This window comes from Muricauda sp. SCSIO 64092, assembly GCF_023016285.1.
Taxonomy (GTDB): domain Bacteria; phylum Bacteroidota; class Bacteroidia; order Flavobacteriales; family Flavobacteriaceae; genus Croceivirga.
The window spans coordinates 4,084,205-4,110,149 of record NZ_CP095413.1 but is presented as its reverse complement, the minus strand read 5'-3'; the positions used below and the strand labels follow the sequence as shown (position 1 = coordinate 4,110,149).

General features: G+C 42.6%; 24 protein-coding genes. 9 read left to right on the top strand and 15 right to left on the bottom strand.

Going from position 1 to position 25,945, the window contains the following annotated elements; all coding sequences use genetic code 11:
- Position 1 precedes the first annotated feature (1 nt).
- Genes ppk1 through pyrR form a run of 8 tightly spaced genes read right to left on the bottom strand, consistent with a single transcriptional unit; the run spans position 2 to position 6,409 of the window.
- Positions 2-2,083: a polyphosphate kinase 1 gene (gene ppk1, locus L0P88_RS17235; RefSeq protein ID WP_247131160.1), complete on the bottom strand. Its 2,082-nt coding sequence runs from the start codon at positions 2,081-2,083 to the stop codon at positions 2-4.
- A 6-nt stretch (positions 2,084-2,089) separates the two neighbouring features.
- Positions 2,090-2,575, bottom strand: a complete 486-nt coding sequence (locus L0P88_RS17230; protein ID WP_247131159.1) for a SixA phosphatase family protein — start codon at positions 2,573-2,575, stop codon at positions 2,090-2,092.
- Positions 2,576-2,578: 3 nt separating this feature from the next.
- Positions 2,579-3,226 carry a pyridoxamine 5'-phosphate oxidase gene (pdxH, locus tag L0P88_RS17225; RefSeq protein ID WP_247131158.1) on the bottom strand — a complete coding sequence of 216 codons (648 nt, stop codon included), beginning with the start codon at positions 3,224-3,226 and terminating at the stop codon, positions 2,579-2,581.
- A gap of 39 nt (positions 3,227-3,265) precedes the next feature.
- The gene (locus L0P88_RS17220; protein ID WP_247131157.1) at positions 3,266-4,171 is read right to left on the bottom strand and encodes a ribonuclease Z; all 906 of its coding nucleotides are present in this window, start codon (positions 4,169-4,171) and stop codon (positions 3,266-3,268) included.
- Between the two features lie 51 nt (positions 4,172-4,222).
- Positions 4,223-4,582: a four helix bundle protein gene (locus L0P88_RS17215; protein ID WP_247131156.1), complete on the bottom strand. Its 360-nt coding sequence runs from the start codon at positions 4,580-4,582 to the stop codon at positions 4,223-4,225.
- Positions 4,583-4,609: 27 nt separating this feature from the next.
- Positions 4,610-4,942, bottom strand: coding sequence for a ribonuclease Z (locus tag L0P88_RS17210; protein WP_247131155.1), 333 nt, complete (start codon positions 4,940-4,942; stop codon positions 4,610-4,612).
- A 1-nt stretch (position 4,943) separates the two neighbouring features.
- Entirely contained in the window at positions 4,944-5,870 is a 927-nt protein-coding gene (locus L0P88_RS17205) for an aspartate carbamoyltransferase catalytic subunit (RefSeq protein WP_247131154.1), read from the bottom strand.
- Positions 5,867-6,409 carry a bifunctional pyr operon transcriptional regulator/uracil phosphoribosyltransferase PyrR gene (gene pyrR, locus L0P88_RS17200; RefSeq protein WP_247131153.1) on the bottom strand — a complete coding sequence of 181 codons (543 nt, stop codon included), beginning with the start codon at positions 6,407-6,409 and terminating at the stop codon, positions 5,867-5,869. Before pyrR ends, L0P88_RS17205 begins: the two co-directional genes overlap by 4 nt.
- Before the next feature lie 206 nt (positions 6,410-6,615).
- Between pyrR and L0P88_RS17195 the strand changes: the two genes are divergently transcribed.
- Positions 6,616-8,157: an IS1182 family transposase gene (locus tag L0P88_RS17195; protein WP_247131152.1), complete on the top strand. Its 1,542-nt coding sequence runs from the start codon at positions 6,616-6,618 to the stop codon at positions 8,155-8,157.
- 134 nt (positions 8,158-8,291) lie between these two features.
- Here L0P88_RS17195 and rpsA read toward each other — a convergent pair whose 3' ends face one another.
- Positions 8,292-10,175 carry a 30S ribosomal protein S1 gene (gene rpsA, locus L0P88_RS17190; protein WP_247131151.1) on the bottom strand — a complete coding sequence of 628 codons (1,884 nt, stop codon included), beginning with the start codon at positions 10,173-10,175 and terminating at the stop codon, positions 8,292-8,294.
- A gap of 258 nt (positions 10,176-10,433) precedes the next feature.
- On the opposite strand from rpsA, the gene L0P88_RS17185 reads away from it, so the two are divergent.
- Complete coding sequence (locus tag L0P88_RS17185; RefSeq protein WP_247131150.1) at positions 10,434-10,814, top strand: LysM peptidoglycan-binding domain-containing protein; 381 nt, start codon at positions 10,434-10,436, stop codon at positions 10,812-10,814.
- A 41-nt stretch (positions 10,815-10,855) separates the two neighbouring features.
- Here L0P88_RS17185 and cmk read toward each other — a convergent pair whose 3' ends face one another.
- Positions 10,856-11,551, bottom strand: a complete 696-nt coding sequence (cmk, locus tag L0P88_RS17180; protein WP_247131149.1) for a (d)CMP kinase — start codon at positions 11,549-11,551, stop codon at positions 10,856-10,858.
- A gap of 34 nt (positions 11,552-11,585) precedes the next feature.
- A complete protein-coding gene (lon, locus tag L0P88_RS17175) occupies positions 11,586-14,036 on the bottom strand; it encodes an endopeptidase La (protein ID WP_247131148.1) in 2,451 nt (816 codons plus the stop codon).
- A 219-nt stretch (positions 14,037-14,255) separates the two neighbouring features.
- Here lon and L0P88_RS17170 point away from each other — a divergent pair, with 219 nt between their 5' ends.
- Genes L0P88_RS17170 through L0P88_RS17150 form a run of 5 tightly spaced genes read left to right on the top strand, consistent with a single transcriptional unit; the run spans position 14,256 to position 17,949 of the window.
- Positions 14,256-14,813: an RNA polymerase sigma factor gene (locus L0P88_RS17170; protein WP_158777114.1), complete on the top strand. Its 558-nt coding sequence runs from the start codon at positions 14,256-14,258 to the stop codon at positions 14,811-14,813.
- A 2-nt stretch (positions 14,814-14,815) separates the two neighbouring features.
- On the top strand, positions 14,816-15,373 hold the full coding sequence (locus L0P88_RS17165; protein WP_247131147.1) for a hypothetical protein: 558 nt from the start codon (positions 14,816-14,818) through the stop codon (positions 15,371-15,373).
- Entirely contained in the window at positions 15,354-16,451 is a 1,098-nt protein-coding gene (locus tag L0P88_RS17160; RefSeq protein ID WP_247134886.1) for a hypothetical protein, read from the top strand. The genes L0P88_RS17165 and L0P88_RS17160 overlap by 20 nt, the downstream gene beginning before the upstream one ends.
- A gap of 25 nt (positions 16,452-16,476) precedes the next feature.
- Positions 16,477-17,202: a head GIN domain-containing protein gene (locus L0P88_RS17155; RefSeq protein WP_247131146.1), complete on the top strand. Its 726-nt coding sequence runs from the start codon at positions 16,477-16,479 to the stop codon at positions 17,200-17,202.
- A gap of 24 nt (positions 17,203-17,226) precedes the next feature.
- Positions 17,227-17,949 (top strand): head GIN domain-containing protein, encoded by a 723-nt coding sequence (locus L0P88_RS17150; protein ID WP_247131145.1) that lies wholly within the window; start codon positions 17,227-17,229, stop codon positions 17,947-17,949.
- A gap of 47 nt (positions 17,950-17,996) precedes the next feature.
- Here L0P88_RS17150 and L0P88_RS17145 read toward each other — a convergent pair whose 3' ends face one another.
- The 4 genes from L0P88_RS17145 to glgB all read right to left on the bottom strand — a co-directional run bounded on the left by L0P88_RS17145 (position 17,997) and on the right by glgB (position 24,651).
- Positions 17,997-19,319 (bottom strand): MFS transporter, encoded by a 1,323-nt coding sequence (locus L0P88_RS17145; RefSeq protein WP_247131144.1) that lies wholly within the window; start codon positions 19,317-19,319, stop codon positions 17,997-17,999.
- A gap of 66 nt (positions 19,320-19,385) precedes the next feature.
- The gene (locus tag L0P88_RS17140) at positions 19,386-20,201 is read right to left on the bottom strand and encodes a M48 family metallopeptidase (RefSeq protein WP_247131143.1); all 816 of its coding nucleotides are present in this window, start codon (positions 20,199-20,201) and stop codon (positions 19,386-19,388) included.
- A gap of 41 nt (positions 20,202-20,242) precedes the next feature.
- Positions 20,243-22,642 (bottom strand): glycoside hydrolase family 31 protein, encoded by a 2,400-nt coding sequence (locus L0P88_RS17135; RefSeq protein ID WP_247131142.1) that lies wholly within the window; start codon positions 22,640-22,642, stop codon positions 20,243-20,245.
- Positions 22,643-22,755: 113 nt separating this feature from the next.
- Entirely contained in the window at positions 22,756-24,651 is a 1,896-nt protein-coding gene (gene glgB / locus L0P88_RS17130) for a 1,4-alpha-glucan branching protein GlgB (protein WP_247131141.1), read from the bottom strand.
- A 153-nt stretch (positions 24,652-24,804) separates the two neighbouring features.
- Here glgB and L0P88_RS17125 point away from each other — a divergent pair, with 153 nt between their 5' ends.
- Together L0P88_RS17125 and msrB are read left to right on the top strand one after the other, a co-directional pair.
- On the top strand, positions 24,805-25,326 hold the full coding sequence (locus L0P88_RS17125; RefSeq protein WP_247131140.1) for a hypothetical protein: 522 nt from the start codon (positions 24,805-24,807) through the stop codon (positions 25,324-25,326).
- 112 nt (positions 25,327-25,438) lie between these two features.
- Positions 25,439-25,942 carry a peptide-methionine (R)-S-oxide reductase MsrB gene (gene msrB / locus L0P88_RS17120; protein ID WP_247131139.1) on the top strand — a complete coding sequence of 168 codons (504 nt, stop codon included), beginning with the start codon at positions 25,439-25,441 and terminating at the stop codon, positions 25,940-25,942.
- Positions 25,943-25,945 lie beyond the last annotated feature (3 nt).

Genomic DNA, 25,945 nt, shown 5'->3' with positions numbered 1-25,945 from the left:
CCTATTCTTCCAATTTTTTTAAATAGTAGTCATAGGTTGCGAATTGGGAACGTACAAGGGGTTTGTCATCATCCTTATAAGCATTGTCCTGAACCTTTGAAAAAACCCTGGCCTTTACATTATCCTTCCAGGAAATCTCAAAAGTATCGATCAATTCCTGCTTTACCCCTTCATCATAAATTGGACATCCCACCTCAACACGATAATCCAAATTTCGGGTCATCCAGTCCGCAGAGGAAATATAGACCTTTGGATTACCGGCATTGCCAAAAATGAACAACCTTGGATGCTCCAGGAATTTATCAACCACGCTAATGACCTCGATATTGTCACTCATCCCCTCCACTCCCGGCACTAAACAACAAATACCCCTGATGATAAGTTGGACTTTCACACCTGCCCTGCTCGCTTCGTAAAGCTTATCTACCATTTTATAGGAGGTAAAGCTATTCATCTTGATCTGGATCAAAGCGTCCTTCCCGTTAACAGCATTGGCTATCTCATCATCAATCAGTTTGCTAAATTTATTTTTGGTGTAATGTGGGGATACCACCAAATGTTTGTATTTATTGATCTTGTAGGTGGTTTCAAAAAAGCCAAATACTTTGTCAAGTTCCTTTAAAATGCCATCATGGGCGGTAAAAAGTGTATAATCGGTATAAATTTTTGCAGTGGACTCATTAAAATTTCCAGTGCTGATAAAACCGTACCGTTTTACGGTATTCCCTTCTTCCCGTTCCACCAAACAAATCTTACTGTGGACCTTTAACCCAGGGACCCCAAAAATCAGTTTTATACCTTCTTTTTGGAGATTATTGGCATATTTAATGTTCGCCTGTTCATCAAAACGCGCCTGTAACTCAATTTGAACAATGACTTCCTTTCCGTTTTTTACGGCATTTACCAAGGCCGCCGCTACCTGGGAATTTTTTGCCAATCGGTAAACTGTGATTTTTATCGATTTAACAAATGGATCTAGGGCCGCTTCCTTCAAAAACTTGATGACGTAGGCAAACGTATGGTAAGGCGCATATTGCAAATAGTCCTTTTGACCTATTTTCTCAAAGATACTACCCTCAAGGGACAAGCCCTTAATAGGGAGGGGATCGATCTTATCATATAACAGATCTGTTCTGCCCAGGCTTGGGAATCCCATATAATCCCGTCTATTATGGTACCGCCCTCCAGGAATTACGCTATCCGTTTCCTCTATGTCCATTTTTTCCTTGAGAAAACGAAGCGTATCTATCTTAATTCGTTTGTCATAGACAAATCGTACAGGGTTACTTACCTTTCGTCCTTCAACACTGGAAGATATTTTCTGGATAAAACTTTTACTGAGGTCATTGTCAATATCCAATTCGGCATCACGGGTAATCTTGATCATATGTGCCGAAATATCCTGGTATTCGAACATGGTAAAGATGCTGTCCAAACAATAACGTATGACATCATCCAGGATGATGATATAATTTTTACCATCTTCCTCCGGCAATACCACAAACCGGTCTATTCCCTTAGGAATTTCGATAAGTGCATATTGCACTTCGTTACGTTTTCTAAGGAAGGTGCCTATTTCCCTGTTGAGTACCATTCGCACCGCCAAATAAGCCGCGGTATCCTTCAACAATGGGAATTCCCTAAGGTTGTTCAAAATAATGGTGGTGAGTTGCGGATTTACCTTTCGCAGAAAGTAATCCTTAATAAAGGGCGCTTGTTTTTCCGAAACTTTGGTTTCATCAATGATAAAAATGTTTTCCGTGGCAAACTCACGTTCAATTTTGGTCAGTATGGCCAAGCTCTTGGCTTGTTGTTTAATGACTATTCTGGTGATTTCCTCCAGTAAATCCTTTGCTACCTGACCCCCAAGAACGCTCTTCCCGGATTTACCCGCATCCACAATACGTTTTACCGTGGCATAACGAACCTTAAAAAATTCATCGAGATTATTACTGAAGATTCCCAAAAAACGAAGTCTCTCTATAAGGGGGACATTTTTATCCGCACTTTCTTGAAGTACCCGATCATTAAAGTGCAACCAACTTATTTCCCTATTTACATATTCATTTTTGGGTTTTGCCATTTCTTTTTATCTCAATTCTTTTGGGAATACCAATTCTTTTGTTTTTCCTTTCTTTACATCTTTCCAATGCTCCACGTCCACCTGTAAAATTGCCATACCGGCAGTGGGTAGATTGTCAATATAGGCATCCCCAAGCAAATTAACAAGATTGGTAAAAGCATAATTATGACCAAAGATCATCACCGTTGAATCTTCGTCCGACAAACCTTTTAAAAAGTCCGATACGGACTGGCCCGAAAAATCATAAAGTGCCTCGGTCACCTGGAACTTTTCAAAATCAAACCGGAGATTCCTCAAAAAAATGAGACAGGTATGCAGTGCCCTATTTGCAGGACTGGAAAAGCACTTATCAATACGTAAATTGCGTTTCTTGAGCTCCCCAACGACCAAATGTGCGTCGCTGATACCGCGTTCCTTTAAGGGTCTGTCCTTGTCATCTACCTGGTAGTCCCAAGATGACTTTCCATGTCTAACAAAAATGATGTTTTTCATTGTTTAAGGTTGTAATCGTTCAATTTTCCAATGGTAATCCTCTTGAAGGGAATAGCGGATCCTATCATGGAGCCTATTAGGCCTTCCTTGCCAGAACTCCATGGAAATGGGTCTAACCAAATAACCGCCCCAAGTATCCGGTCGTTCCAATTCCTTACCCTCCATTTCGGATTCCAACAACTTTAATCGATGTTCCAAAAGTGCCCTGGAAGCAATGGGCTCACTCTGTTCGGAAACAATGGCCCCCAATTGGCTTCCCCGCGGTCTCGATTCAAAATAACCATCGGACAAGTTTTTGGCAATCTTCTCCGCCCTTCCCTTTATAATGATCTGTCTTTCCAAGTTGGGCCAAAAAAAGGAAAGACATACACTGGGGTCGTTCGCAATGGCCCTGCCTTTCTCACTTAAATAATTGGTATAGAAAATAAAGCCTTCATAGGTGTACTTTTTTAGCAGTACTACACGGTTTTTGGGAAATCCGTCGTCGCCTATTGTGGAGATTGTCATGGCATTGGGCTCATCCGTACCATCGGATGCCTCTACCTCATAAAACCATTTTTGAAAAAGCTCCAGGGGATTGTCCGAGATAACATCTTCTGACAACTCGCTTTTTTCGTACGTCTTTCGGTAATTGCTCAAATCCTTTTGCATACTCCAAAGTTCCGTAAAACTGGGGAGAAGTAAAAGTATTCAGAACTCAAATACCTTTCCGTCATCTGCCAATAGCACCTTGTCAAAAACTTGCGCCGCTTCCTGCCTGAACAGCTCCAATGATTTGTATCTTGTGGAATAATGTCCAAGTATTAAGGCACCTGCATTTGCCTTTTTTGCAATTCCTGCAGCCTGTTTGGCCGTACTATGTTTCGTTTTCGCACATAAATGCAGTTCGGATTCCAAAAAAGTGGATTCATGGTACAATACGTCCACGTTTTCAATTTGGGGAACAATATTCTCCTTATAGGTCGTATCAGTACAAAAGGCATAGCTTTTTGGTGGGGGTGGGTCAAAAGTCAGCTTTTTGTTTTCAACAAGCCTTCCATCTTCCAAAACCATATCCCTTCCATTTTTAATATTGTTGAATTGGCTTTTATCAATGCCATATTGCGAAACAGCTTCTATATTTAACGTTCTTGACGCTTCTTTTTCCTTGAACAAAAAACCATTGGTATAGACCCGATGTTCCAATGGGATTGTGGTTACGGTTACTTTTTCATCCTCAAAGACCAGTTCCCGTTCTTTTGAGATCAACTCATGGAAGATCAGCGGATAGTTGGTCCAGGAATCCCCCAATTTCAAAAAAAGGGTCACGGCTTCTTTTATACCTTTTGGACCATAAACGTGCAGTTCCCTTTTCCTACCCAACAATCTAAAGGTAGAAATAAGGCCCGGCAATCCAAAAAAGTGATCACCGTGTAAATGGGAAATAAAAATATGATTGATTCGTGAAAACTTTATTTTGGCCTTGCGAAGTTGAACTTGTGTCCCTTCTCCACAATCAATCAAAAACATGTGGTTTTTTATCTCCAGGATCTGGGACGTAGGATTTGTCATTGTTCTCGGAGTAGCCGAATAACAGCCTAGTATCGTAAGTTTCACTTTGTTCCACAATTAATAGTTACTAATTGAAAGTGGGGAATAACGAATTGTTCACACATTATTTTTACTCGATTTTACAATTGAAACCAAAATCTTAATTACTTCTATACCGTCTTCTTGGAGCTGAGTCAACCCCTCTTTGGTAACCAATCCGGATTCTGCCAAAAGGTCCAGCGAATACTTGGTCTCATTGGCTTCTTTTAGCGATATGGACATTTTAGGGATGAAGTCTTTTTTACTTTCCACATGTTCGGCCTCTCTGAACAAAGCTCCAACGGCAGTACCTGAGCGCATCAACTGTTTGGAAAGAACGTATTCCCTTTCTTCTTTTTCAAGGTATTCAACCAATTGAATCACTCTTAGGGCAAGGGCAAATGTTCTTTGTTGAATTATATTTTTCGATCTGTCCAAACCTAATTTTCAATTTTCCCTTTTTCATTACAAACCTAAATCCCGTTCTATTTCCTCCATCTCAATAATGTCTTTTGCTTCCTGCAAGGTGGGGACCAAACAGATTTCCTCGGGAATTTCATCATAGGGGACCTTATCGGTAACGAGCACAAAAGATTTGCCGGAACTTCTATGGGTATTGGAAAGTTCTAAAAATTCAAGGACATCATTTGAGGAAAGGCTATCGAAAGAAAATAGATTGATAATAATATTATCATGTTTTAATTTGGGATAGGATGTATTTAAATTCTGAAGAAATGTTGCCAAAGCTATATTTTCCTGGAACACAGTGGTTGTGGTTCCTTTTTTGTCGAAAATCATATTATTTAATTTTTGATGCCAAAAGATAAATGACCGCCATTCTTATGGCTACTCCATTTTCCACTTGTTCCAGAATGATGGACTGACCGGAATCTGCCACATCACTTGTAATTTCAACCCCTCTGTTTATAGGTCCTGGGTGCATTACTACAATTTCCCTATCCAACTCCTGAAGAAGTTTTTTATTTAATCCATACTGCTGCGTATATTCCCTTGTGGTAGGAAAATAGCTTACGTCCAAACGTTCATTTTGGACCCGCAGCATATTGGCCACATCACACCATTGCAAGGCGCTTTTGAGATTGGTCTCCACGCCCACCCCCAAAGACTCAATATATTTGGGCAATAAGGTCTTTGGCCCACAAACCTTAACATTTGCCCCTTGAAGCTGAAGCGCAAAAATATTGGATAGGGCAACCCTGGAATGCAATATATCCCCTACTATAACCACGTTTTTGCCGGCCACATTGCCCAATCGTTCACGGATGGAATAGGAATCCAACAACGCCTGTGTTGGATGTTCATGCGCACCGTCCCCAGCATTCACAATGGAAGCGTCCACATGCTTGGACAAAAAAATACCTGCCCCGGGATTTGGATGTCGCATTACTACCATATCCACCTTCATGGATAGGATATTATTGACGGTATCTATGAGCGTTTCCCCTTTTTTGACCGAGGATTGTGATGCCGAAAAATTGATCACATCAGCCGACAGCCGTTTCTCTGCCAATTCGAAAGATAGTTTTGTTCGGGTCGAATTTTCAAAGAAAATATTGGCAATGGTAATATCCCTAAGCGTGGGAACCTTTTTTATGGATCGATTGATGACTTCCTTAAAATGATCTGCAGTTTCAAAAATAAGATCGATATCCTCTTTGGTAAGGTACTTTATTCCCAATAAATGATCCACACTCAGTGTACTCATACCTTTTCAACTATATAGACCGCATCTTCGCCATCATTTTCCTTCCACATCACATTGACACGTTCGTTGTTTATGGCATCAACCTGCCTTCCCTTGTAATTGGGTTGAATGGGCAAATGTCGGCTAAATCTTCTATCGATCAGTGTCAACAATTCTATTTCCTGGGGTCTTCCAAAAGATTGGATGGCCGTTAGTGCGGCGCGAATACTTCGCCCGGTATACAGTACATCGTCCACAAAGACCACTTTTTTATCTTCGACCAAAAAGTCAATTTTAGTCTTGTTGGCTTGGAGTGTTTTTTCCCCGCGCCTAAAATCATCCCTATAAAACGTGATGTCCAAAGAGCCAAGCTTGACATTCTTTATGCGATAATCCTCCCTTAGCATTTTGGCCAGTCTCTCCGCCAGAAAAATGCCCCTGGGCTGTATTCCTATGAGAACGGTATCCGTAAAATCCAAATGGTTTTCCTGCAATTGACAAGCCAAACGATGAAGAATGATATCGATTTCTTTGGCCGAAAGCAGGATTCTTTGACTCATGTATGCGCAAACATCTCGTTTGGTATACAAAAGTAAGCAATTAGGTGGAAAAAAAACGTAAACAACCTTGGCACAAAAGACGCAGTATTCATGAACTCCTCTTGCGTTCCATACATTAAGTGAAGTGTATGGCAAGAAAAAAGAGGCTGTCTAAAAAGACAGTCTCTTTTTTTTGTTTTGGACCCAAAGGATAGTAACTTCAGGTTATGAGCCGAAAACAAGTCTGGAAGACCGATTCCCAATCCCAATTGAGCCTATTGCCGCCGAGTTATGACGATTTAGTACCGGTGAACCACCCGGTCCGTGTTGTCAACACAATTTTGGAAAGTATAGATCTGGGCGGTTTGGAGGCCACCTATAAGGGAGGCGGCACATCCAGCTACCATCCTAAGGTACTGTTGAAGATATTGGTCTATGCCTATTTGCGTAACCTTTACTCCTCACGCAAGATAGAACGGGCCTTATCGGAGAATGTACACTTTATGTGGCTCTCGGGCTGTTCCATCCCTGACCACAATACGATAAACAACTTCCGTTCAGGAAGGCTCAAGGGCAGGTTCAAGGCCATATTCAACCAAGTGGTGGCACTGTTGGCCGAGCAGGGCTACCTAAGCCTGAGGGACATTTATGTGGACGGCACCAAGATAGAGGCCAATGCCAACCGTTACACCTTTGTCTGGGCAAAGGGGACCAAGACCTCGCGCAGGCGTATCGAGAAGCAGTTAAGGGAACTATGGTCGTATGTCGAGAAGGTATATGCCCAAGAGGAACAATTGCCCAATGAGCCAAGCTTCGCGGCCATTGACCCTGAAGAAGTAACCAAAACCGTCGATACCATTAATGATGCCCTTAAGGATAAGGAAGTGGACAAGAAGGTAAAGCAGAAGCTCACCTATGCCAAGAAGAACTGGCCGGACAAAGTGGCCAAGTACAATGAGCAGGATAAGATACTTGGCAATCGTGGCAGTTACAGCAAGACCGACCCCGATGCCACCTTCATGCGGATGAAGGATGACCATATGAAGAACGGACAGTTGAAAGCGGGCTACAACATCCAGGGGTCATCCAACAACCAGTTCCTTGTCAATTACACTTTGGAACAAAGCCCTACCGACACTACAACACTTCCCGGCCACCTTGAAGAACACCAAAGCAGTTTTGGCCAAATGCCGGGAAGGGTGACCGCTGACTCAGGCTATGGCAGTGAGGAAAACTATCAAAAGATGGAAGATCAGGGCATCGATGCCTTTGTCAAGTACAATTATTTCCACAAAGAACAACAGGAGGCCAAGTCGGGCAAGGTCAAAAAGCCCTTTACCGTGGACAAGCTCCATTATAATGAACAAACCGACACCTATTATTGCCCTATGGGTCAAGGGATGACCCATATTGGAAGCTTTCAACGGACCACTAAGAAGGGATACCTACAGACCATACACCAATACCAGGCCAAAAACTGTTCGGGATGTCCCATCCGCCCCCTCTGCCACAAGGCCAAAGGCAATAGGGTCGTGGAACGCAACCATAACCTGGAACGCCACAAACAAAGGGCAAGGGAAAAACTGCTCTCCGAAGATGGTATCGCCCACCGCAAACAAAGGTGCTGGGACATAGAGGCCATTTTTGGAAACATAAAGCAGAACATGGCATTCAAACGCTTTATGTTAAGGGGGATCGAAAAGGTAGAGACCGAATTTGGACTCATTGCAATGGCACATAACCTCAAAAAGCTAAGTCTGGCCCTTTGAAACCAACCTTGAACCCTTCAACCATAAACAAACGGAAAAATAACTTCCCAAATCCAGAAAATAGGACAAACAAAAAAAGTCGCCTAAAAATTACTTTCTAGACGACCTCTTTTCATTACATCTTAGGAAAGAGATCATTTCTTCTTAGCATCTGCTTCCATCTTATCCTTAAGGGCCTGTAACTGCGCATTGGCATCACCTAGCGTGGGTGCCGCCTCATCTGCTGCAGCTGCCATTTTCTTTTTGGCGGACCTTACATTACGTTCTTCCTGCTCCCTAAAAATAGCAGTATGGCTGGCAACCACTCGTTTGAAGTCTTTGTTGAACTCAATGATCTTGAATTCTACTTCCTCTCCTTTTTTGATCCTGTTACCATCCTCTTTCTCCATATGTCTTGAAGGTACAAAAGCCGTAATATCCTCATTCAATACAACAGTGGCTCCTTTGTCCACAATATCAGTTACATTGGCTTTATGCACTGTCCCTTCTCCAAATTCGGTAGCGTATTTGTCCCATGGATTTTCAGTGGTTTGCTTGTGTCCCAAACTCAACTTCCTACCTTCCACATCCAACTCAAGGACTTCGACCTCCAAAGTGTCACTAACATTTACAAACTCGGATGGGTGCTTGATCTTTTTGGTCCAAGAGAGATCGGATATATAGATCAAACCATCAATACCTTCCTCCATTTCAACAAATACACCAAAATTGGTGAAGTTCCTCACAATACCTTTGTGTCTGGAACCAACAGGATATTTTGAGGTGATGTCTGTCCATGGATCGGGGGTCAATTGCTTAATACCCAATGACATCTTGCGCTCTTCCCTATCCAACGTAAGGACAACGGCCTCTACTTCATCTCCAACATTAACAAAATCCTGGGCAGATCTTAGATGCGTTGACCAGGACATTTCCGATACGTGGATTAATCCTTCTACACCTTCGGCAACTTCAATAAAGGCTCCGTAATCAGCAATAACCACAACCTTACCTTTTACTTTGTCACCAATATTGATGTTATCTCCAAGGGCATCCCATGGATGTTTCTCCAACTGTTTAAGACCCAATTGGATTCTTGACTTGTTATCATCAAAATCAAGGATTACAACATTCAATTTTTGATCTAGTTCCACAACCTCGTTTGGATGGTTGATACGACTCCAGGAAAGGTCCGTGATATGGATAAGTCCATCAACCCCTCCAAGATCGATGAACACCCCATAAGAGGTAACGTTTTTCACAACGCCTTCCAGAACTTGTCCTTTCTCCAATTGACCGATGATTTCCTTCTTCTGCTCTTCAATATCGGCTTCAATCAGTGCTTTGTGGGAAACTACCACATTTTTGAATTCATGGTTTATTTTCACCACCTTGAACTCCATGGTCTTACCTACATACTGGTCATAGTCCCGGATTGGTTTTACATCTATCTGGGAACCGGGAAGGAATGCTTCAATGCCAAAGACATCCACAATCATACCTCCTTTGGTCCTACATTTCACAAAACCGGTAACAATTTCTTCTTTGTCATGGGCTGCATTCACACGGTCCCAAGCCATAATGGTCCTAGCTTTTCTGTGTGAAAGCACCAATTGGCCCGTTTTATCTTCCCTGATGTCAATAAGGACCTCAACCTTATCACCTACCTTTAAATCTGGGTTGTAACGGAACTCATTTAGGGAAATGACCCCCTCGGATTTTGCATTGATATCGATGATGGCCTCGCGGTCCGTCATGTGCACAACGGTTCCTTCAACTACTTCCTCATCGGCCGTATCCACAAAGTTTTCGGCAACAAGTTTCTCGAACTCACTTAGTTTGCTGTCATCTACCTTTTCAATACCCTCTTCGTACTTGTCCCAGTCAAAATTTTCTAAAAACTCTTTGGGGTCCTGTTTTGGGGTTTCCTCTTTTACTGTCTCTGCAGTTTCGCTAACTTCCGTAGTAGTTTCGTTAGCTTCCTGGGTTGCCGTTGTAGTTTCCTCAACTACTTCAGCGGCTTTTTTTTCTTCAGCCATGTGCTGATTTGAATTTGTATCCCACACGGTTACAAGAGTTAGGCACTGGTGTGGAAGTGATTGTTATGTTTCTAATTCCTTTTTTCTCCTGCATGTGCCAAAAAAGGAGTGCAAAAATACAATGAATTCCTTTGTTAAACAAACCTTTACTTTGAAGCGTGGTTATTTAAACAAGTCTTAAAGAATATTTAGGCCGAAATGTGACTTTTATACCTATCTTGTTTCGTAATAGTAACCATTAAAGTAAAAGAGTACATTATGAGTGTAAAAGCAAAATATCAAGCCGTATTGGATCTAGGTCAGGAATTGGGCATCCAAGGAGGCGATGTTTCTGAAGAGGCCGGCGTTTTAAAAGTTAAAGGCCAAGCAGCTACCCCATATGAAAAGAATGTGATTTGGGATAAGATCAAGGAATTGGGTGGCGAAAGCCCTGCTGACATTAAGGCAAATATTACCGTTGCAGATGATTCCGTTTACCACAGGCATACCGTAAAAAGTGGTGAATCCCTGAGCAAGATTGCAAAACACTATTATGGCGATGCCATGAAGTATAACAAAATCTTTGAGGCCAATACCGATCAATTAAAGAATCCGGATGTAATCCATCCCGATCAGGTTTTGGTGATCCCCAACCTGTAAGAAACTCGGAATTACGGTAAAAGGCGCCAATTGGCGCCTTTTTACAATCCCTTTTCCATGACTTGTTGTGCCAAGCATAGCACACGTTCAAACTGCTCGTCCAGGCCCATATCGCTGTTGTCAAACACTATGGCATCCCCGGCCTTCCGTAATGGTGATGTTTCCCTGGTGGAATCGAGATGATCCCTTTCCTGTACATTTTTCAGCACCTCATCGTAGGTTACCTCTTCTCCCCTTTCCACTAATTCCTTATAACGACGCTGCGCCCTTTTTTCCGCCGATGCGGTCATAAATAATTTAAGCTCCGCCTTGGGAAAAACCACGGTACCAATATCCCTACCATCCATGACCATTCCTTTCCCCACACCCATCCTCTGCTGTTGCTCCACCAGCTTTTCGCGTACTTCGGGAATTGCGGCAATTTTGCTCACTTGTTGGGAAACATCCAGCGTCCGTATCCTGTTTTCAACATTCTCGTTGTTCAAATGAATTTGAAATTGGCCCGTTTCTGGATTCCTTTGGAACGAAACATCAAGGTCGTCCAAATGTGATTTTAAGCCTTCAAAATTTTGTTGGGAATCATCTATGAGCCCATTTTCCAGGGCAAATAGGGTTACCGCCCTGTACATGGCTCCCGTATCCACATAAAGATAGTCCAAAGCTTCTGCCAAACGTTTGGCAACCGTACTCTTCCCTGTGGAGGAATGACCATCTATCGCAATGATGATTTTACCCATAAATCGAAAAAAGACCGCAATTAACCGGCTAAAATTATAATTTTTTGGCGTTTTTCACCTGCTGTTTGGTTATGGCAATTTCTATGACCTCACTCATATCGGATACATAATGAAAGGTCAATCCTTTTAGGTATTCCTCCTTAATTTCCTGGATGTCCTTTCTATTCTCCTCACATAAGATGATTTCCTTTATCTTGGCCCGTTTTGCCGCAAGGATTTTTTCTTTGATTCCACCAACGGGAAGTACTTTTCCCCTAAGGGTAATCTCTCCGGTCATGGCCAAACTCTTCTTTACCTTACGTTGGGTGAACAGGGAAACCAGGGAGGTCAACATGGTAATCCCCGCACTGGGCCCATCTTTTGGAGTAGCACCCTCAGGAACATGGATATGTACATTGTATTGCTCAAAAACGTCCGGGTCTATCCCAAAGCTTTCCGCATTGGATTTGATGTATTCCATGGCAATTGTTGCGGATTCCTTCATCACCTTGCCCAGATTACCGGTAATATTGAGCAAACCCTTTCCTTTTGATAGAATAGATTCAATAAATAGGATATCCCCGCCAACACTGGTCCATGCCAATCCGGTAACTACACCGGCCACCTGATTATTCTCATACTTGTCACGCTCCAAACGTGGTGGTCCCAGAACATCTTCAATTACCTGATTGGTGACCTTTACCTCATATTCCTCATCGGTTGCAATGTTTTTGGCGGCGTAACGTACCATCTTGGCCAATTGTTTCTCCAGGGTCCTAACCCCGGATTCCCTGGTGTAACCCTCTACAATTTTTTCCAATTGTGGTTTGCCTATTTTCAGGTGTGTGGAGGACAGGCCGTGTTCCTTCAATTGCTTGGGCAACAAATGTTTTTTAGCAATTTCAACCTTCTCTTCGATCGTATACCCGGTCACATTAATGATTTCCATCCTATCGCGAAGTGCAGGTTGAATGGTACCCAGATTATTGGCGGTTGCTATGAACATTACCTTGGACAGATCATAACCCATTTCCAAAAAGTTGTCATAGAACTCATTGTTCTGTTCAGGGTCCAATACCTCCAGCATGGCCGAAGATGGATCCCCTTGATGACTATTGCTCAACTTATCTATCTCATCCAAAATAAATACCGGATTGGAAGTGCCCGCTTTTTTTATGCTTTGTACAATACGGCCCGGCATCGCACCAATATAGGTCTTTCGGTGGCCACGGATTTCGGCCTCATCCCTAAGTCCTCCCAACGACATCCGCACATACTCCCTTCCGAGCGCCTCCGCAACCGATTTTCCCAAAGAGGTCTTCCCTACTCCGGGAGGGCCATAAAGACAGAGGATGGGGGATTTCATATCGTTTCTAAGCTTCAATACGGCCAGGTATTCCACAATCCTTCGTTTTACATCCTCCAATCCGTAATGATCCCTATCCAATATCTTTTGCGCACGCTTAAGGTCAAACTTGTCCTTGGAGTATTCATTCCATGGAAGGTCCAGGAATAGGTCCAAATAATTCCGTTGAATGGAATATTCCGCAACCTGTGGGTTCATGCGCTGCATTTTGGCCAGTTCCTTGGTGAAATGTTCCTTGACCTTCTTGTCCCATTTCTTCTTTTTGGCCCTTTTGTGCATTTCCTCGAACTCCTCTTCATAGGACATCACCCCCAGCTCTTCCTGAATGGTCTTCATCTGCTGATGAAGGAAGTATTCCCGCTGTTGTTGGTCCATATCACTTCTCACCTTGGATTGAATGTCGTTCTTCAATTCCAATTTTTGAAGTTCCAGGTTCATGTACTTTAAAGTGGCCAGTGCCCGTTCCTGAAGGTCCGGAATTTCCAAAAGCTTTTGTTTTTCCTCCACATCAAGGTTTAGGTTGGAAGAAACAAAGTTGATCAGGAAAGAATTGCTTTGGATATTCTTTATGGCAAAAGTGGCCTCGCTGGGTATATTGGGATTATCCTTTATAATTTGATAGGCCAGTTCCTTTATGGAATCAATTATGGCCAAAAACTCCTCGTCATTTTGGTCCGGTCGGGTCTCATGAGCCTCGCGGATGGTTGCGGTCATATAGGGTTTCTCCGTGATGACCTCAGAAATTTCAAATCGTTTCTTTCCTTGAATAATAACCGTGGTATTGCCATCGGGCATTTGAAGTACCCGTAATATCCTTGCAACGGTACCCAGGGAATTAATGTCCTTTACCGTAGGGTTCTCAACACTTTCGTCTTTTTGGGACACCACTCCAATCACCTTGGATCCGTTGTTGGCATCCTTGATCAGATTAATGGATTTATCCCTTCCAGCGGTTATGGGGATCACCACCCCTGGAAAAAGTACCGTGTTGCGCAACGGTAAAATGGGCAATGTTTCGGGAAGGTTTTCCCTATTCATTTCTTCTTCGTCCTCGGGGGTCAATAATGGGATCAATTCCGCATCCTCTTCCAATCCCTGAAGCGACATATTGTCCAGACTTTTAAATTTTATAGTACTCATAATTTCTTTTCGGTCATTCTGTCATTAATACGAAATCCATAAACCCCAAAAGCAACCAACATCAAACTAAAAATGTACTGATTTACAGATTTTTACAATAATTACTGGGGAAACTACCCCTACGTAGTGAGCAATTCCTATGCCATAGGCTTAAAAAAAATTCCAGAAAAGTGTAACAGTTGTTAAATTTCACCATCTATAAGACAAACCATTCACCTTTTGAGCCACCAAAATGAAAATATTGATGCATTGTTGCAGCAATGTCTTGAAGGCAAGCAACGTGCACAGATGGAGATTTATAACCGTTACTATAAAGCTATGTACAACACAGCATTAAGAATAGTAAAACACACAGCGGAGGCCGAGGACGTAATGCAAGAGTCGTTTTTAAATGCTTTTACCAAACTTAAAACATTTAAAGGGGATGTAACCTTTGGAGCCTGGTTAAAAAGAATCGTCATCAACAACAGTATTTATCATTATCGAAAGCAGCAAAAAAACAAGACTGCGGATTTGGACGAAATAATGTACAAGGTCGAAGATAATGATGCGGTTGCTTTGGACGAAAGTGGTTACACAGAACTGAAGGCTCAAAAAGTGATGGAAACCATGAACAGTTTAAAAGATAATTACAGAGTTTCTTTGACCTTAAACTTAATTGAGGGGTATGATTACGAAGAAATCAGTCAAATTATGGACATAAGCTATGCCAATTGTAGGACAACGATCTCAAGGGCAAAAGAAAGCCTACGGAAAAAGCTAGCTGTAAACGTTTAGTTATGAAAAAAGACAATTTAGAAAACCTTTTTGAAAGACTCCAGGGAGATTTTGATTTTGAAGAACCCAGAGTTGGACATCAGGAACGCTTTTTGGAAAAAATGAACCAGGCGCATGGGGTTGTTTCCATTTCCAGGAAAAGAAATTGGTGGAAGCCTTTGTCCATTGCGGCGTCCATTGCTTTGATCTGTGTTTTGGGACTGCAATTAACCCGCACAGGACCCTCTATCAAGGAACAGGTTGTGGAAATTGCACCGGAAGTATCAGAAACCGAGTTCTATTTTGCCAATCTAATAGAAGAGCAAGTTCAATTGCTAAGGCAGGAAAAGTCTCCCGAAACTGCAAAATTGGTAGACGACGCCCTTTTAAAATTGGGTGAATTGGAGTCGGATTATGAGGCTTTGGAGCAAGAATTGGTAAATGGAGGCAACAGCAAAATGATCTTGAATGCCATGATCAACAATTTCCAAATACGCATTGAACTATTAAAAGAAGTTTTAGCCAACGTAGAAACCATAAAAAATTTAAAACCACAAGATGATGCGAACTTTACTATTTAAATATATAGGTCTAACCTTTACCCTTCTCCCCTTTGTCGCTACCGCGATGTCCGGTGGAGGTGGAATGAAAGGAAAATATACCAAGGAAAAAACCATAAAAAAGGAGTTTGCGGTCAACTCCGATGCACTTTTAAAAGTTAAAAACAGCTATGGCAACCTTAACCTCACCTCTTGGGACCAAGACAAGGTGATGATAGAGGTGCACATTAAAACCAATGGCAATAACGAAGAAAAGGTACAGGACCGTCTGGACGAAATCGATGTTGATTTTGAAAATACCCCCAGTATGGTGTCCGCCATGACCCGATTTGGCGACCGTGGCAGAAATTGGGGATGGAAATGGGGAAAACGGAACAATGTAAGCATACAGGTAAACTATACGATTAAGTTGCCGGTAAAAAATAGTATAAGCCTTTCCAATGATTATGGCAATATCTATCTGGACAGGGTAGATGGCCATGCCAAAATAAACTGTGACTATGGAAAAATGAAGATTGGACAGCTTCGTGGGAGGAATAACGAGTTGCGTTTTGATTATACTTCACGTTCCACTTTTGAGTACATCAATAGTGGTGAAATTATAGCGGATTACTCCGGATTTACCGTAGAAAAAGCAGGTAATCTAAAAGTAAATGCGGATTATACCAATGCGGTTGTGCAAGAGATGAAAGACCTTAACTACACCTCGGATTACGGTTCTATGGAGGTGGGCAGTGTGGGAAGTGTATCCGGTAATGGGGATTACATTGGTATTAAGCTGGGCAAGGTCAATGGGGATGTTAGCATAACGGCAGATTATGGTTCCATAAAAATTGATCAAATGACCGCAAATGCCGGGGACCTGAATATACGTTCGGATTATACGGGCATCAAAATTGGGTATGCGGATGGCTATTACTTTGACTTTGAAATTTCAACGGAATACGCCGGAGTAAGTGGCAAGGATGATTTTGAAATGAACATCAGTAAGGAAAAATCCAGTGAACGCTATTATAAAGGGTATTATGGCAAACCCAATTCCGGAAATACCGTGAACATCAATAGTGAATACGGTGGGGTCACTTTTTATAGAAACTAAAAATCAAAGCTAAATAACAACTAAAATGAAAAGGATATTAACGTTAAGCCTGGTATTGTTCTCCATACTGGCAACGGCACAATGGAACAAAAAGAAAATAAGGGGAAATGGAAATGTAGTCACCATAGAACGTAATGTTGGTGAATATGATGCCATTGCGTCCGCAGGTTGGTTTGATGTAATCCTGGTATCCGGAAAGGAAGGAAAGATTACGCTAAAAGGAGAGGAAAACCTTTTGGAATACATAGAAACCGAGGTGAAAAACGGGAAACTGACCATCAAAAAAGAAAAAGGCGTGAATTTATCATCTTCCAAATGGAGGAATGGCATTGAAGTGACCATCCCCATTGAGGACATCAGCGCTGTGAGCTCCGCAGGATCAGGTAATGTAATTTCGAAAACCACCATTAAGGCAGATACGTTCAAAGCCTCTGTTGCCGGATCGGGTGATATTACACTTGCGGTGGAAGCCTCAGACTTAAAAGCCTCGCTCTCGGGCTCAGGTGATATGGATCTATCCGGTTCTGCAAATACCTTTACCGTTTCAGTTGCCGGTTCTGCAGATATTGATGCTTTTGACCTTACAGCGGATTACGTTACGGCCAATGTTGCGGGATCGGGCAAGTTGAACGTTACCGCCAAAGAAGAAATAAAAGCAAGGGTTTCGGGTTCCGGAGACATTACCTACAAAGGAAATCCCACTAAAATAGACAGTAAATCCGCCGGTTCCGGAAATATTTCGAGCTACTAATTAAACAATCAAAAAATAGAGATCATGAAAAAAGCACTAACAATTGTTTTGGCCATACTAACAGTTACCTTATCCAGCGCCCAATGGAAACGCGTTAAGGGAAATGGGAAAACCGTGACCATTGAACGTTCCGTGGGGGAATATGACTATGTAGCACTTGCAGGTTGGTTCGATGTGGAACTTGTGGATGGTACCGAAGGACAACTGACCCTTAAGGGGGAGGAAAATCTATTGGAATATATCAAGACCGAGGTTAAGGATGGCAAATTGACCATCAAACAAAAAAGGGGCATCAATTTGAAGCCTTCCAATTGGAATGATGGAATATTAATTACCGTTCCCGTTGAAAATGTGGATGGTGTATCCTTATCGGGATCTGGTGATATTGTTGGGAAAACCGTATTGAAATCCAATCGTTTTAGGACTTCAATCTCAGGTTCCGGTGATATTTCCTTGGAAATTGAAGCCGCAAGTGTGGATGCTTCAATGTCCGGTTCAGGGGATATGAACCTATCCGGAAGGGCCACGGATTTTGAGGTATCCGTTTCAGGTTCCGGAGATATTAGGGCTTATGACCTGGAAGCTGATTTTGTGGATGCCCAAGTATCCGGTTCAGCGGACATTAAGGTCACGGCAAAGGAAATGCTAAAAGCACGTGTTTCCGGTTCGGGGGATATCAGTTACAAAGGAAACCCAAAAAAGATTGATACCAAAAGCTCCGGTTCGGGGGACATTTCAAGTTATTAAAAATCAAAAAACGACCCATACAGTTAAGATAAAAGCCCTGATCAACATCAGGGTTTTTTATTTACCCTGGTCAAAAGAAAAGCACCGATCAAAAAGAAAACCCCAAGAAAAATGGCCGCATTTCGCATACTTCCAGTAACCTGCGCCACAAAACCGTAAAGAAAGGTCCCAATAATAATCCCTATTTTTTCTGAAACGTCATAAAAACTAAAAAACGAAGTGGTATCCGTCGTTTCCGGAAGAAATTTGGAATATGTGGATCGCGATAGCGCCTGGATACCGCCCATGACAATCCCCACTAAACCCGCTGCAATATAAAAATCCATTGGGGTCTTCAGAAAATAGGCATAAACACATAGTGCCAGCCAAAAAATATTAATGGTAATAAGGGTTTGGATGTTCCCGAACTTTTTGGAGGCCCTGGCAGTGAAAGTAGCACCAAAAATTGCGACAAGTTGTATCACCAAAATGCTTATAATAAGTCCCGTGGTCCGCTCATTGTCCGTTCCCCAATCAATTTCCTCCTCACCAAAATATGTGGCAATCAGCATAATGGTCTGTACGGCCATACTGTAAACGAAAAAGGCGCCCAAATAACGTTTCAATTTGGTCTCAGCACCCAATTGTTGCCAAACGGATTTTAATTCAAGAAAACCATTCAACACAATATTGGTACGTTCCCCTTCCCTTTTATATCCTTTTGGAAGGTGTTTAAAAGTATATTGGCTAAATAATATCCACCATATGCCCACGGTCACAAATGAATACTTCATGGCCGTAATTTCGGCAACTTCACCGGCGCTGTCCAAAATGCCAAAAAGGGATGGTTTCATGACCATGGCCAGATTGATCAACAGTAGCAACACACTGCCTATATAACCTAAGGAAAAACCCTTGGCACTTATCCTATCTTGCTGCTCCGGGAAGGCAATGTCCGGCAAATAGGAATTATTGATGGCAAAACTCACCCAAAACCCAACCAGACCAAAAAAATAGCAAACCAGCCCCAAATAGATGTTTTCCAATGAAAACCAATACAGGCCTATACAGGAAGCCGCCCCCAAATAGCAAAAGAACTTAAGGAATACTTTTTTGTTTCCCAGATAATCCGCAATTCCGGACACCAATGGTGTTATGATGGCGATAAATACAAAAGCGGCGGAGGTCACATAACTTATGAGCGGTGCACGCGCTATCTCACCACCAAATACCAGAACCTTTTCTACGCCCGCAGACCTAAATAACGCCCCATAAAAAATTGGGAAAATGGCAGAGGAAATAACAAGGCTATATACGGAATTGGCCCAATCATAAAAAGCCCATGCATTCAAAAGCTTTTTATTACCCTTTATCGCCAACACTTTTGCCATTCCCTAAAAATAGAAAAGCTGTCGGAATTGGACAGCTTTTGTATTTAAAACTTTATAAATTTCAATTTATTTGAACGATGTGACCCCAAATTTGGCGGCTTCTTGTTTGGCCTGAGGGGCCCATGCCGTCAAATTACTTATCCTGGTATCATTGGATGGATGCGTGCTCAAGAACTCGGGTGGGGCCTGTCCTCCGGATTTTGCTTTCATCCTTTGCCACAGTTTGGCGGCTTCATCGGGATTATAGCCAGCTATGGCCATGATCTGAAGCCCAATTAAATCTGCCTCTGTTTCATGGCTTCGGCTAAACGGCAGCATACCCAGGACGTTGGATCCTATCCCATAGGCCTGCATAAAGGCATTTTGGGTTTCCGCGGATTCTCCGCTGGTCGCAATTGCCGCACCTACGGCACCTATTTGTTGCAAAGTACCGGCACTCATCCGTTGGGCACCATGATCGGCCAAGGCATGGGCCACCTCATGTCCCATTACCACGGCAACCCCGGTTTCTGTTTGGGTAATGGGCAGAATACCGGTATAAAAAACGATTTTACCACCGGGCATACACCACGCATTTACCGTTTCATCTTTCACCAAATTATATTCCCATTGATAATCCTTAAGGTAGCCGGGATACCCATTGGCATCCAGCCAACGTTCGGCCGCAGAGGAAATGCGCTGTCCAACTTCCGTTATCATTCGGGCCTCATCCGTTCCCGTAATGACGTTGTTCTCGGAAAGAAATTGGTCGTATTGGGCAAAGGCCATTGGAAATATTTGTCTGTTTCCGTAAAAATTGAGCATCTTCTTTCCCGTAAACGGGTTGGTTTTACAGGCCATTGCAACCATGAAAACCAATAGTGTCAATACTAATTTTTTCATAGTGGTAATTTATCGTGTTTCTATTTTCAAGTTACGAAAAATTAAGGTCCAAAAACATGAAGTTCCGTAGTCTCTTTGCTTACTTCCATACTGGCCTTTCCATCAAATTTCACTGATTTCAGGTCCACCTCCTCATTATCCACCTCTATCCTCGAAATTTTAAAGGGAAGTCCATGAAACTGGATTTTAAGGGTATCGTAGGAAGTAGTAAAGCTACCATCCTTAAATTGCTGTATGATCAATTCGTTGGCTTTTCCCCTTAGTCTAAAATTACGTAGGCTGTAACGGCCCTTTTTATGGTCAAACCCCTCAAGTTGATCTTCATAGATGGTGGATTTTTCCGTGCCTTCCTTATAATACACATCAACCTTTAATTCCTTTATGTCTTTTTCGCCAACATACTGTTGAACTGGGTATTTAGGAATTATGGCCCCCTCTTTAATAAATAGTGGGATTTTGTCCAATGGGGCCGCAACCCACTTTTCAACTTTGCCATTCACAATTTCCTCGGTCCAGTAATTGTACCATTTCCCTTTGGGGATATACATTCTACGGCCCTGGGCATTGGGTTCTTGAACAGGACAGACCAAAATATGTTCCCCAAAAAGGAACTCATCGGTCCTGAAATGGGTTTGTGTATCCTCTTGATCATAATACACCAAGGATTGAAGCATAGGCACCCCATTGGTCACATAATTGTAAAAGGTAGTGTACAGATAGGGGAGCAATTGGTAGCGTAGCTCAATGAATTTCCTCACGATTTCGGTAATCTCATCCCCAAATGACCATGGCTCTTGATCTCCATGATCACCACTGGAATGTACCCTACAAAAAGGATGGAATACGCCAAGTTGTATCCATCTTGCGAACAGTTCCCCATTAGGTTGCTCGGCAAACCCACCTATATCGGAACCTACAAATGAATATCCGCTCATGCACATACGCTGCATCTGTACATTAGCTATCCAAAGATGTTCCCAAGTAGCAACATTGTCCCCTGTCCATGTGGCGGAATAACGCTGTGTACCAGCATAAGCGGCCCTGGTCAACACAAAAGGCCTTTTGGGAAAAGTATACTTCTTTAAACCATTGTAGGTGGCCCGTACCATTTGCATACCGTAAACGTTATGGGCTTTTCTATGGCTACAGGGATGGCCATCATAATCATGCCTTACATCCAAGTTTGCTGTCTTGGTCGGGACTTCCATAACGGCAGGTTCGTTCATATCGTTCCAAACACCGTGCACTCCCATTTCCGCTATCATTTCCTTGTATAGACCGGCCCACCATTCCCTAACTTCAGGATTGGTAAAATCCGGGAATTTACATTCCCCTGGCCAGACCTTTCCTTTAAAATGGGGTCCATCTGCCCGTTTGCAAAAATAGTCCTGTTCCATTGCCTGTCGGTAGACCCAATAGTCCCGATCTATCTTTAACCCGGGATCGATCATGGTTACGGTCTTGAATCCATCCTCCTCCAATTCCTCAATCATTTTTTTTGGATCTGGAAAACGTCTGTGGTTCCAGGTAAAACAGCGAAAGCCATCCATATAGTCAATATCCAAGTAAATGGCATCGCACGGGATTCTATATTTCCTAAAGTTTGATGCCAGTTGCTTTACCCTTTTTTCCGGGTAATAGCTCCATTTGGATTGATGGTAGCCCAAGGCCCACATAGGCGGCAATTCAGGCACTCCCGTTAAATCGGTATACGCCTCCACAACCTGTGAAATTTTGGGGCCGTAGAAAAAGTAGTAGTTCATTTCGCCACCATCCGCCCAGAAACTGGTCAGGTTTCTGCGCTCATGGGCAAAATCGAAATAGGTCCCAAAAGAGTTGTCAAAAAAGATTCCATAGGCCAGATCGTTGTGCAGTCCCACATAAAATGGAATGGCCTTGTACAATGGTTCCTGGTCTTTTCCATAGGCATAGGAGTCCGTTACCCAATTGGAAACCCTTTTTCCCTTTAAATTGGTATGTGAGGCTTTATCCCCCATACCATAAAAGCTTTCCCCGGTTTGGGTAACCTTGGTCATTTTCACCACGTTGCCACCATAATCATAATTCTCCTCCCAGTGAAAACCACTGTCATCCTCATTGATTGGATTCCCTTCCAAATCCATTAGTAGAACTTTAAGGGTGGTTTTATCAATGTGAATTCGAATTTTAGCGGTCTCGATGGTATATTCTGAAATTTCATCCTCAACTTCAAGCCTATTATATCCGGTGATAACGTTCTCACTTACCGCATAGGAGAAGTCCGGTTCAAAAACATGTTCGGTCGCATACCTAAAACGAACCATGCTATCCCTCAAAATGGTGAGCTCCAGGATCACTCCATTTTGGGTCGTAAAGTACAGTTTATCATTATCCTGCTTAAAATCAACAATGTGGTTGGGGTAAAGATTGCCCCTTTTTTCAATCTCGGTATTGACAATCATATTGAAAATGATTTAAAAGACTAACAAAAAAAGCACTTTAACCCGACATTAGGGGCCATTGGGAAAAGTACTTTTGAACAAATGCCCTACTACAAGGTTATAGTTGTGGTCTTTTACTTATAAATTAGCAATCCCAAGGGGGGTAGGTTTACTTCAATGGAATTTTCCCTTCCGTTCCAGGGTGTATTTGATGGCTTTACCGTCTTTTTGCCAGTACCACTTCCACCGTATTTGATGTCATCACTATTAAAAAGTAGTTTGAGTTGTTTCCCTTTTGGAACTCCAACCCGGTATTTTTCCCTCGGAACCGGGGTAAAATTACCGATGATGACCAAATCGTTGGCAGTATCATGTCCTTTTCTAATGTAGGTCATCACGGAGTTTTCGGCATCGTTCCACTCGATCCACTCAAATCCTTCCGGACTGAACTGTTTTTCATACAAAGCGGGTTGTCCCCGGTAGGTTTTATTCAAGTCCTGAATCACTTTTTTGATCCCCTGGTGAAAATCATAGTCCAACAAATGCCAATCCAAGCTTTCCAGAAAATTCCATTCAGAGGTCTGCCCAAACTCACCTCCCATAAAAATCAGATTGGCACCTGGATGGGTGAACATATAGCCAAAAAGCAACCTTAGGTTTGCAAATCGCTGCCATTCATCCCCTGGCATCCGATAAATGAGGGAGTTTTTGCCGTACACCACTTCATCATGGGAAAAAGGAAGCATAAAATTTTCGGTGAACGCATAGGTCATGCTAAACGTAAGATCGTTTTGATGATGCTTTCTGTAAATAGGTTCCTTTTTGAAATATTCCAGGGTATCATGCATCCATCCCATCATCCATTTCATACCAAATCCAAGACCTCCAAAATGGACGGGTTTGGAAACACCATTAAATGCTGTGGATTCTTCGGCAATGGTCTGGACCCCTCTAAAACTGGCATATACTTCTTGGTTCATCTCCCGAATAAAGGACATGGCCTCCAGATTTTCGTTATTGCCGTACATGTTTGGTTCCCATTCCCCTTCCTCACGGGAATAGTCCAAATACAACATGGAAGCCACCGCATCCACGCGTAAACCATCCGCATGGTACTCCTCCAACCAAAAAATGGCATTACTTATCAAAAATGCCCGGACCTCGTTACGACCATAATTGAAAATCAAACTTTTCCAGTCGGGATGATAGCCCTTACGTCTGTCCGGATGTTCATAGAGGTGGGAACCATCAAAATAGCCCAAACCGTGCGCATCTTCGGGAAAGTGGGAAGGTACCCAGTCCAGGATTACCCCTATTCCCGCTTGATGGAATTTGTCCACCAATAGTTTAAAATCCTCCGGCTTACCAAAACGTGACGTTGGCGCAAAATATCCTGTCAATTGATAGCCCCAGGATGGGTCAAACGGATATTCCATAATGGGCATGAACTCCACATGGGTAAAACCCATTTCCTTCACGTAATTTACCAATTCCTCCGAAGCTTCAATATAGGAGAGGGATTCCCAACCATTTTTCTTTTTCCAGGAGCCCAAATGAACTTCATAAACGGAATAGGGCCTATCCAAACTATTGTGTTTTTCCCTGTTCTCCATCCAATTGGCGTCCTTCCAACCGTAGGGAGCATCCCAAACTATTGAGGCCGTCTTGGGAGGTTGCTCGCAATACCTGGCAAACGGATCCGCCTTTTCAGTCTTAAGATCATGGTTATGGGAGGTGATTTTGTACTTGTAGTGTTCCCCTTTTTGAATTCCGGGAATAAAGCCTTCCCAAATCCCACTGGAGTCCCATCTTACGTTCAACTCATGCGTTCCCTCCTGCCAATGGTTAAAATCGCCAATAACGGAAACGGATTTGGCCGATGGTGCCCACACCGCAAAATACGCCCCTTCTTCCCCATTGACTTCCGTTAGATGGGAACCCAATTTTTGGTAAAGCCTAAAATGTTTTCCCGCCTTAAAAAGGTTAATGTCAAACTCGGTAAAAAGACTATGTGCGATAACGTTGGCCATGACTTAGTTGTATTGTGAGTTGCAATATTACTCATCTTTTTTGTAGGAATATAATCCTGGGTTGAAACCTTGCCTAAATTTTTGGAACGCTTTTTGATTTAAGTAAAAACGTTAAATTACAAGCAAGAAATCAAATCGGAAAAATCAATTTTTATGAAAAAAATCAAGATACTTTTGGGAATAGTGGCAATAGCCTTTGCTTTTGGTTGTGAAGGGCCCCAGGGACCTCCTGGACGCGACGGCTTTGACGGTGCCGATGGTGAGGATGCACAACGTGCCAGCGTTTTTGAGCAGGCCGTAACTTTTGCCTATGATATTGATAACAACTTATGGTCCAGTGAAGTCCTTTCATTTGGAAATACCTTTAATGGCGATGTCTTTTTGGCCTATGTCTCCTTGGACGAAAATCTTTTTACGTCCCTGCCAGCCAGTTTCTTCGATGAGTTTGGGGAATTCCAATACGTCTTTGACCATGATGTGGACAGTGTCCAATTTCAGATTATAGGTGACAATGACCTAAGTGACTTGGGTGTGGATTTTACCGATAATGTTGTGACCAGGGTCGCCATAATCCCCGGGGATTTGGTTGCCGAATTTAATGTGAATGGGGAGATGGACATTATAAGTTTAATGAAGCAAATGAATATCAGCGAAACCGATATCATTTTCCAATAAGAAATATGCGCAATGTTGGCCCACTGCAGCTGCGGTGGGCTTTCTTTTTGGTATAAACTTAAGTAAATTTGAAAGGCTTGGGCGGAACTTCCGTCCAAGACAAAAAAGAAGGATGGGAAAAAATAGTGCTTTGCTTTTGCTAGTGGTATTGGCACTCAGTTCCTGTATGGGTATTTCCCAGCAGGAAAAGAAAGAAATGGCAAAGGCCGAAAAAGAAATTGAATATCCGATTACAAAATCGGATACAGAATGGAAAGCCGAATTAACGGACATGGAATATTATGTCCTAAGAAAGGCCGCCACCGAACATGCCTTTACCAGTGACTTATTGACCAATAAGGAAAAAGGGACCTATGTCTGCGCTGGTTGTGGGACACCGGTCTTTAAAAGTGAACATAAATTTGACTCCGGCACGGGATGGCCCAGTTTTTATAAGGAAATTGAAGGCAATGTTGCTTATGATGTGGACTATAAAATAGGGTACCCCAGAACTGAGGAACATTGTGCTACCTGTGGAGGCCATCTGGGACACGTTTTTAATGATGGGCCGGAGCCCACTGGAAAACGGCACTGCATTAATGGTGTTGCCCTTAATTTTGTCCCCGAGGAAAAATAAAAC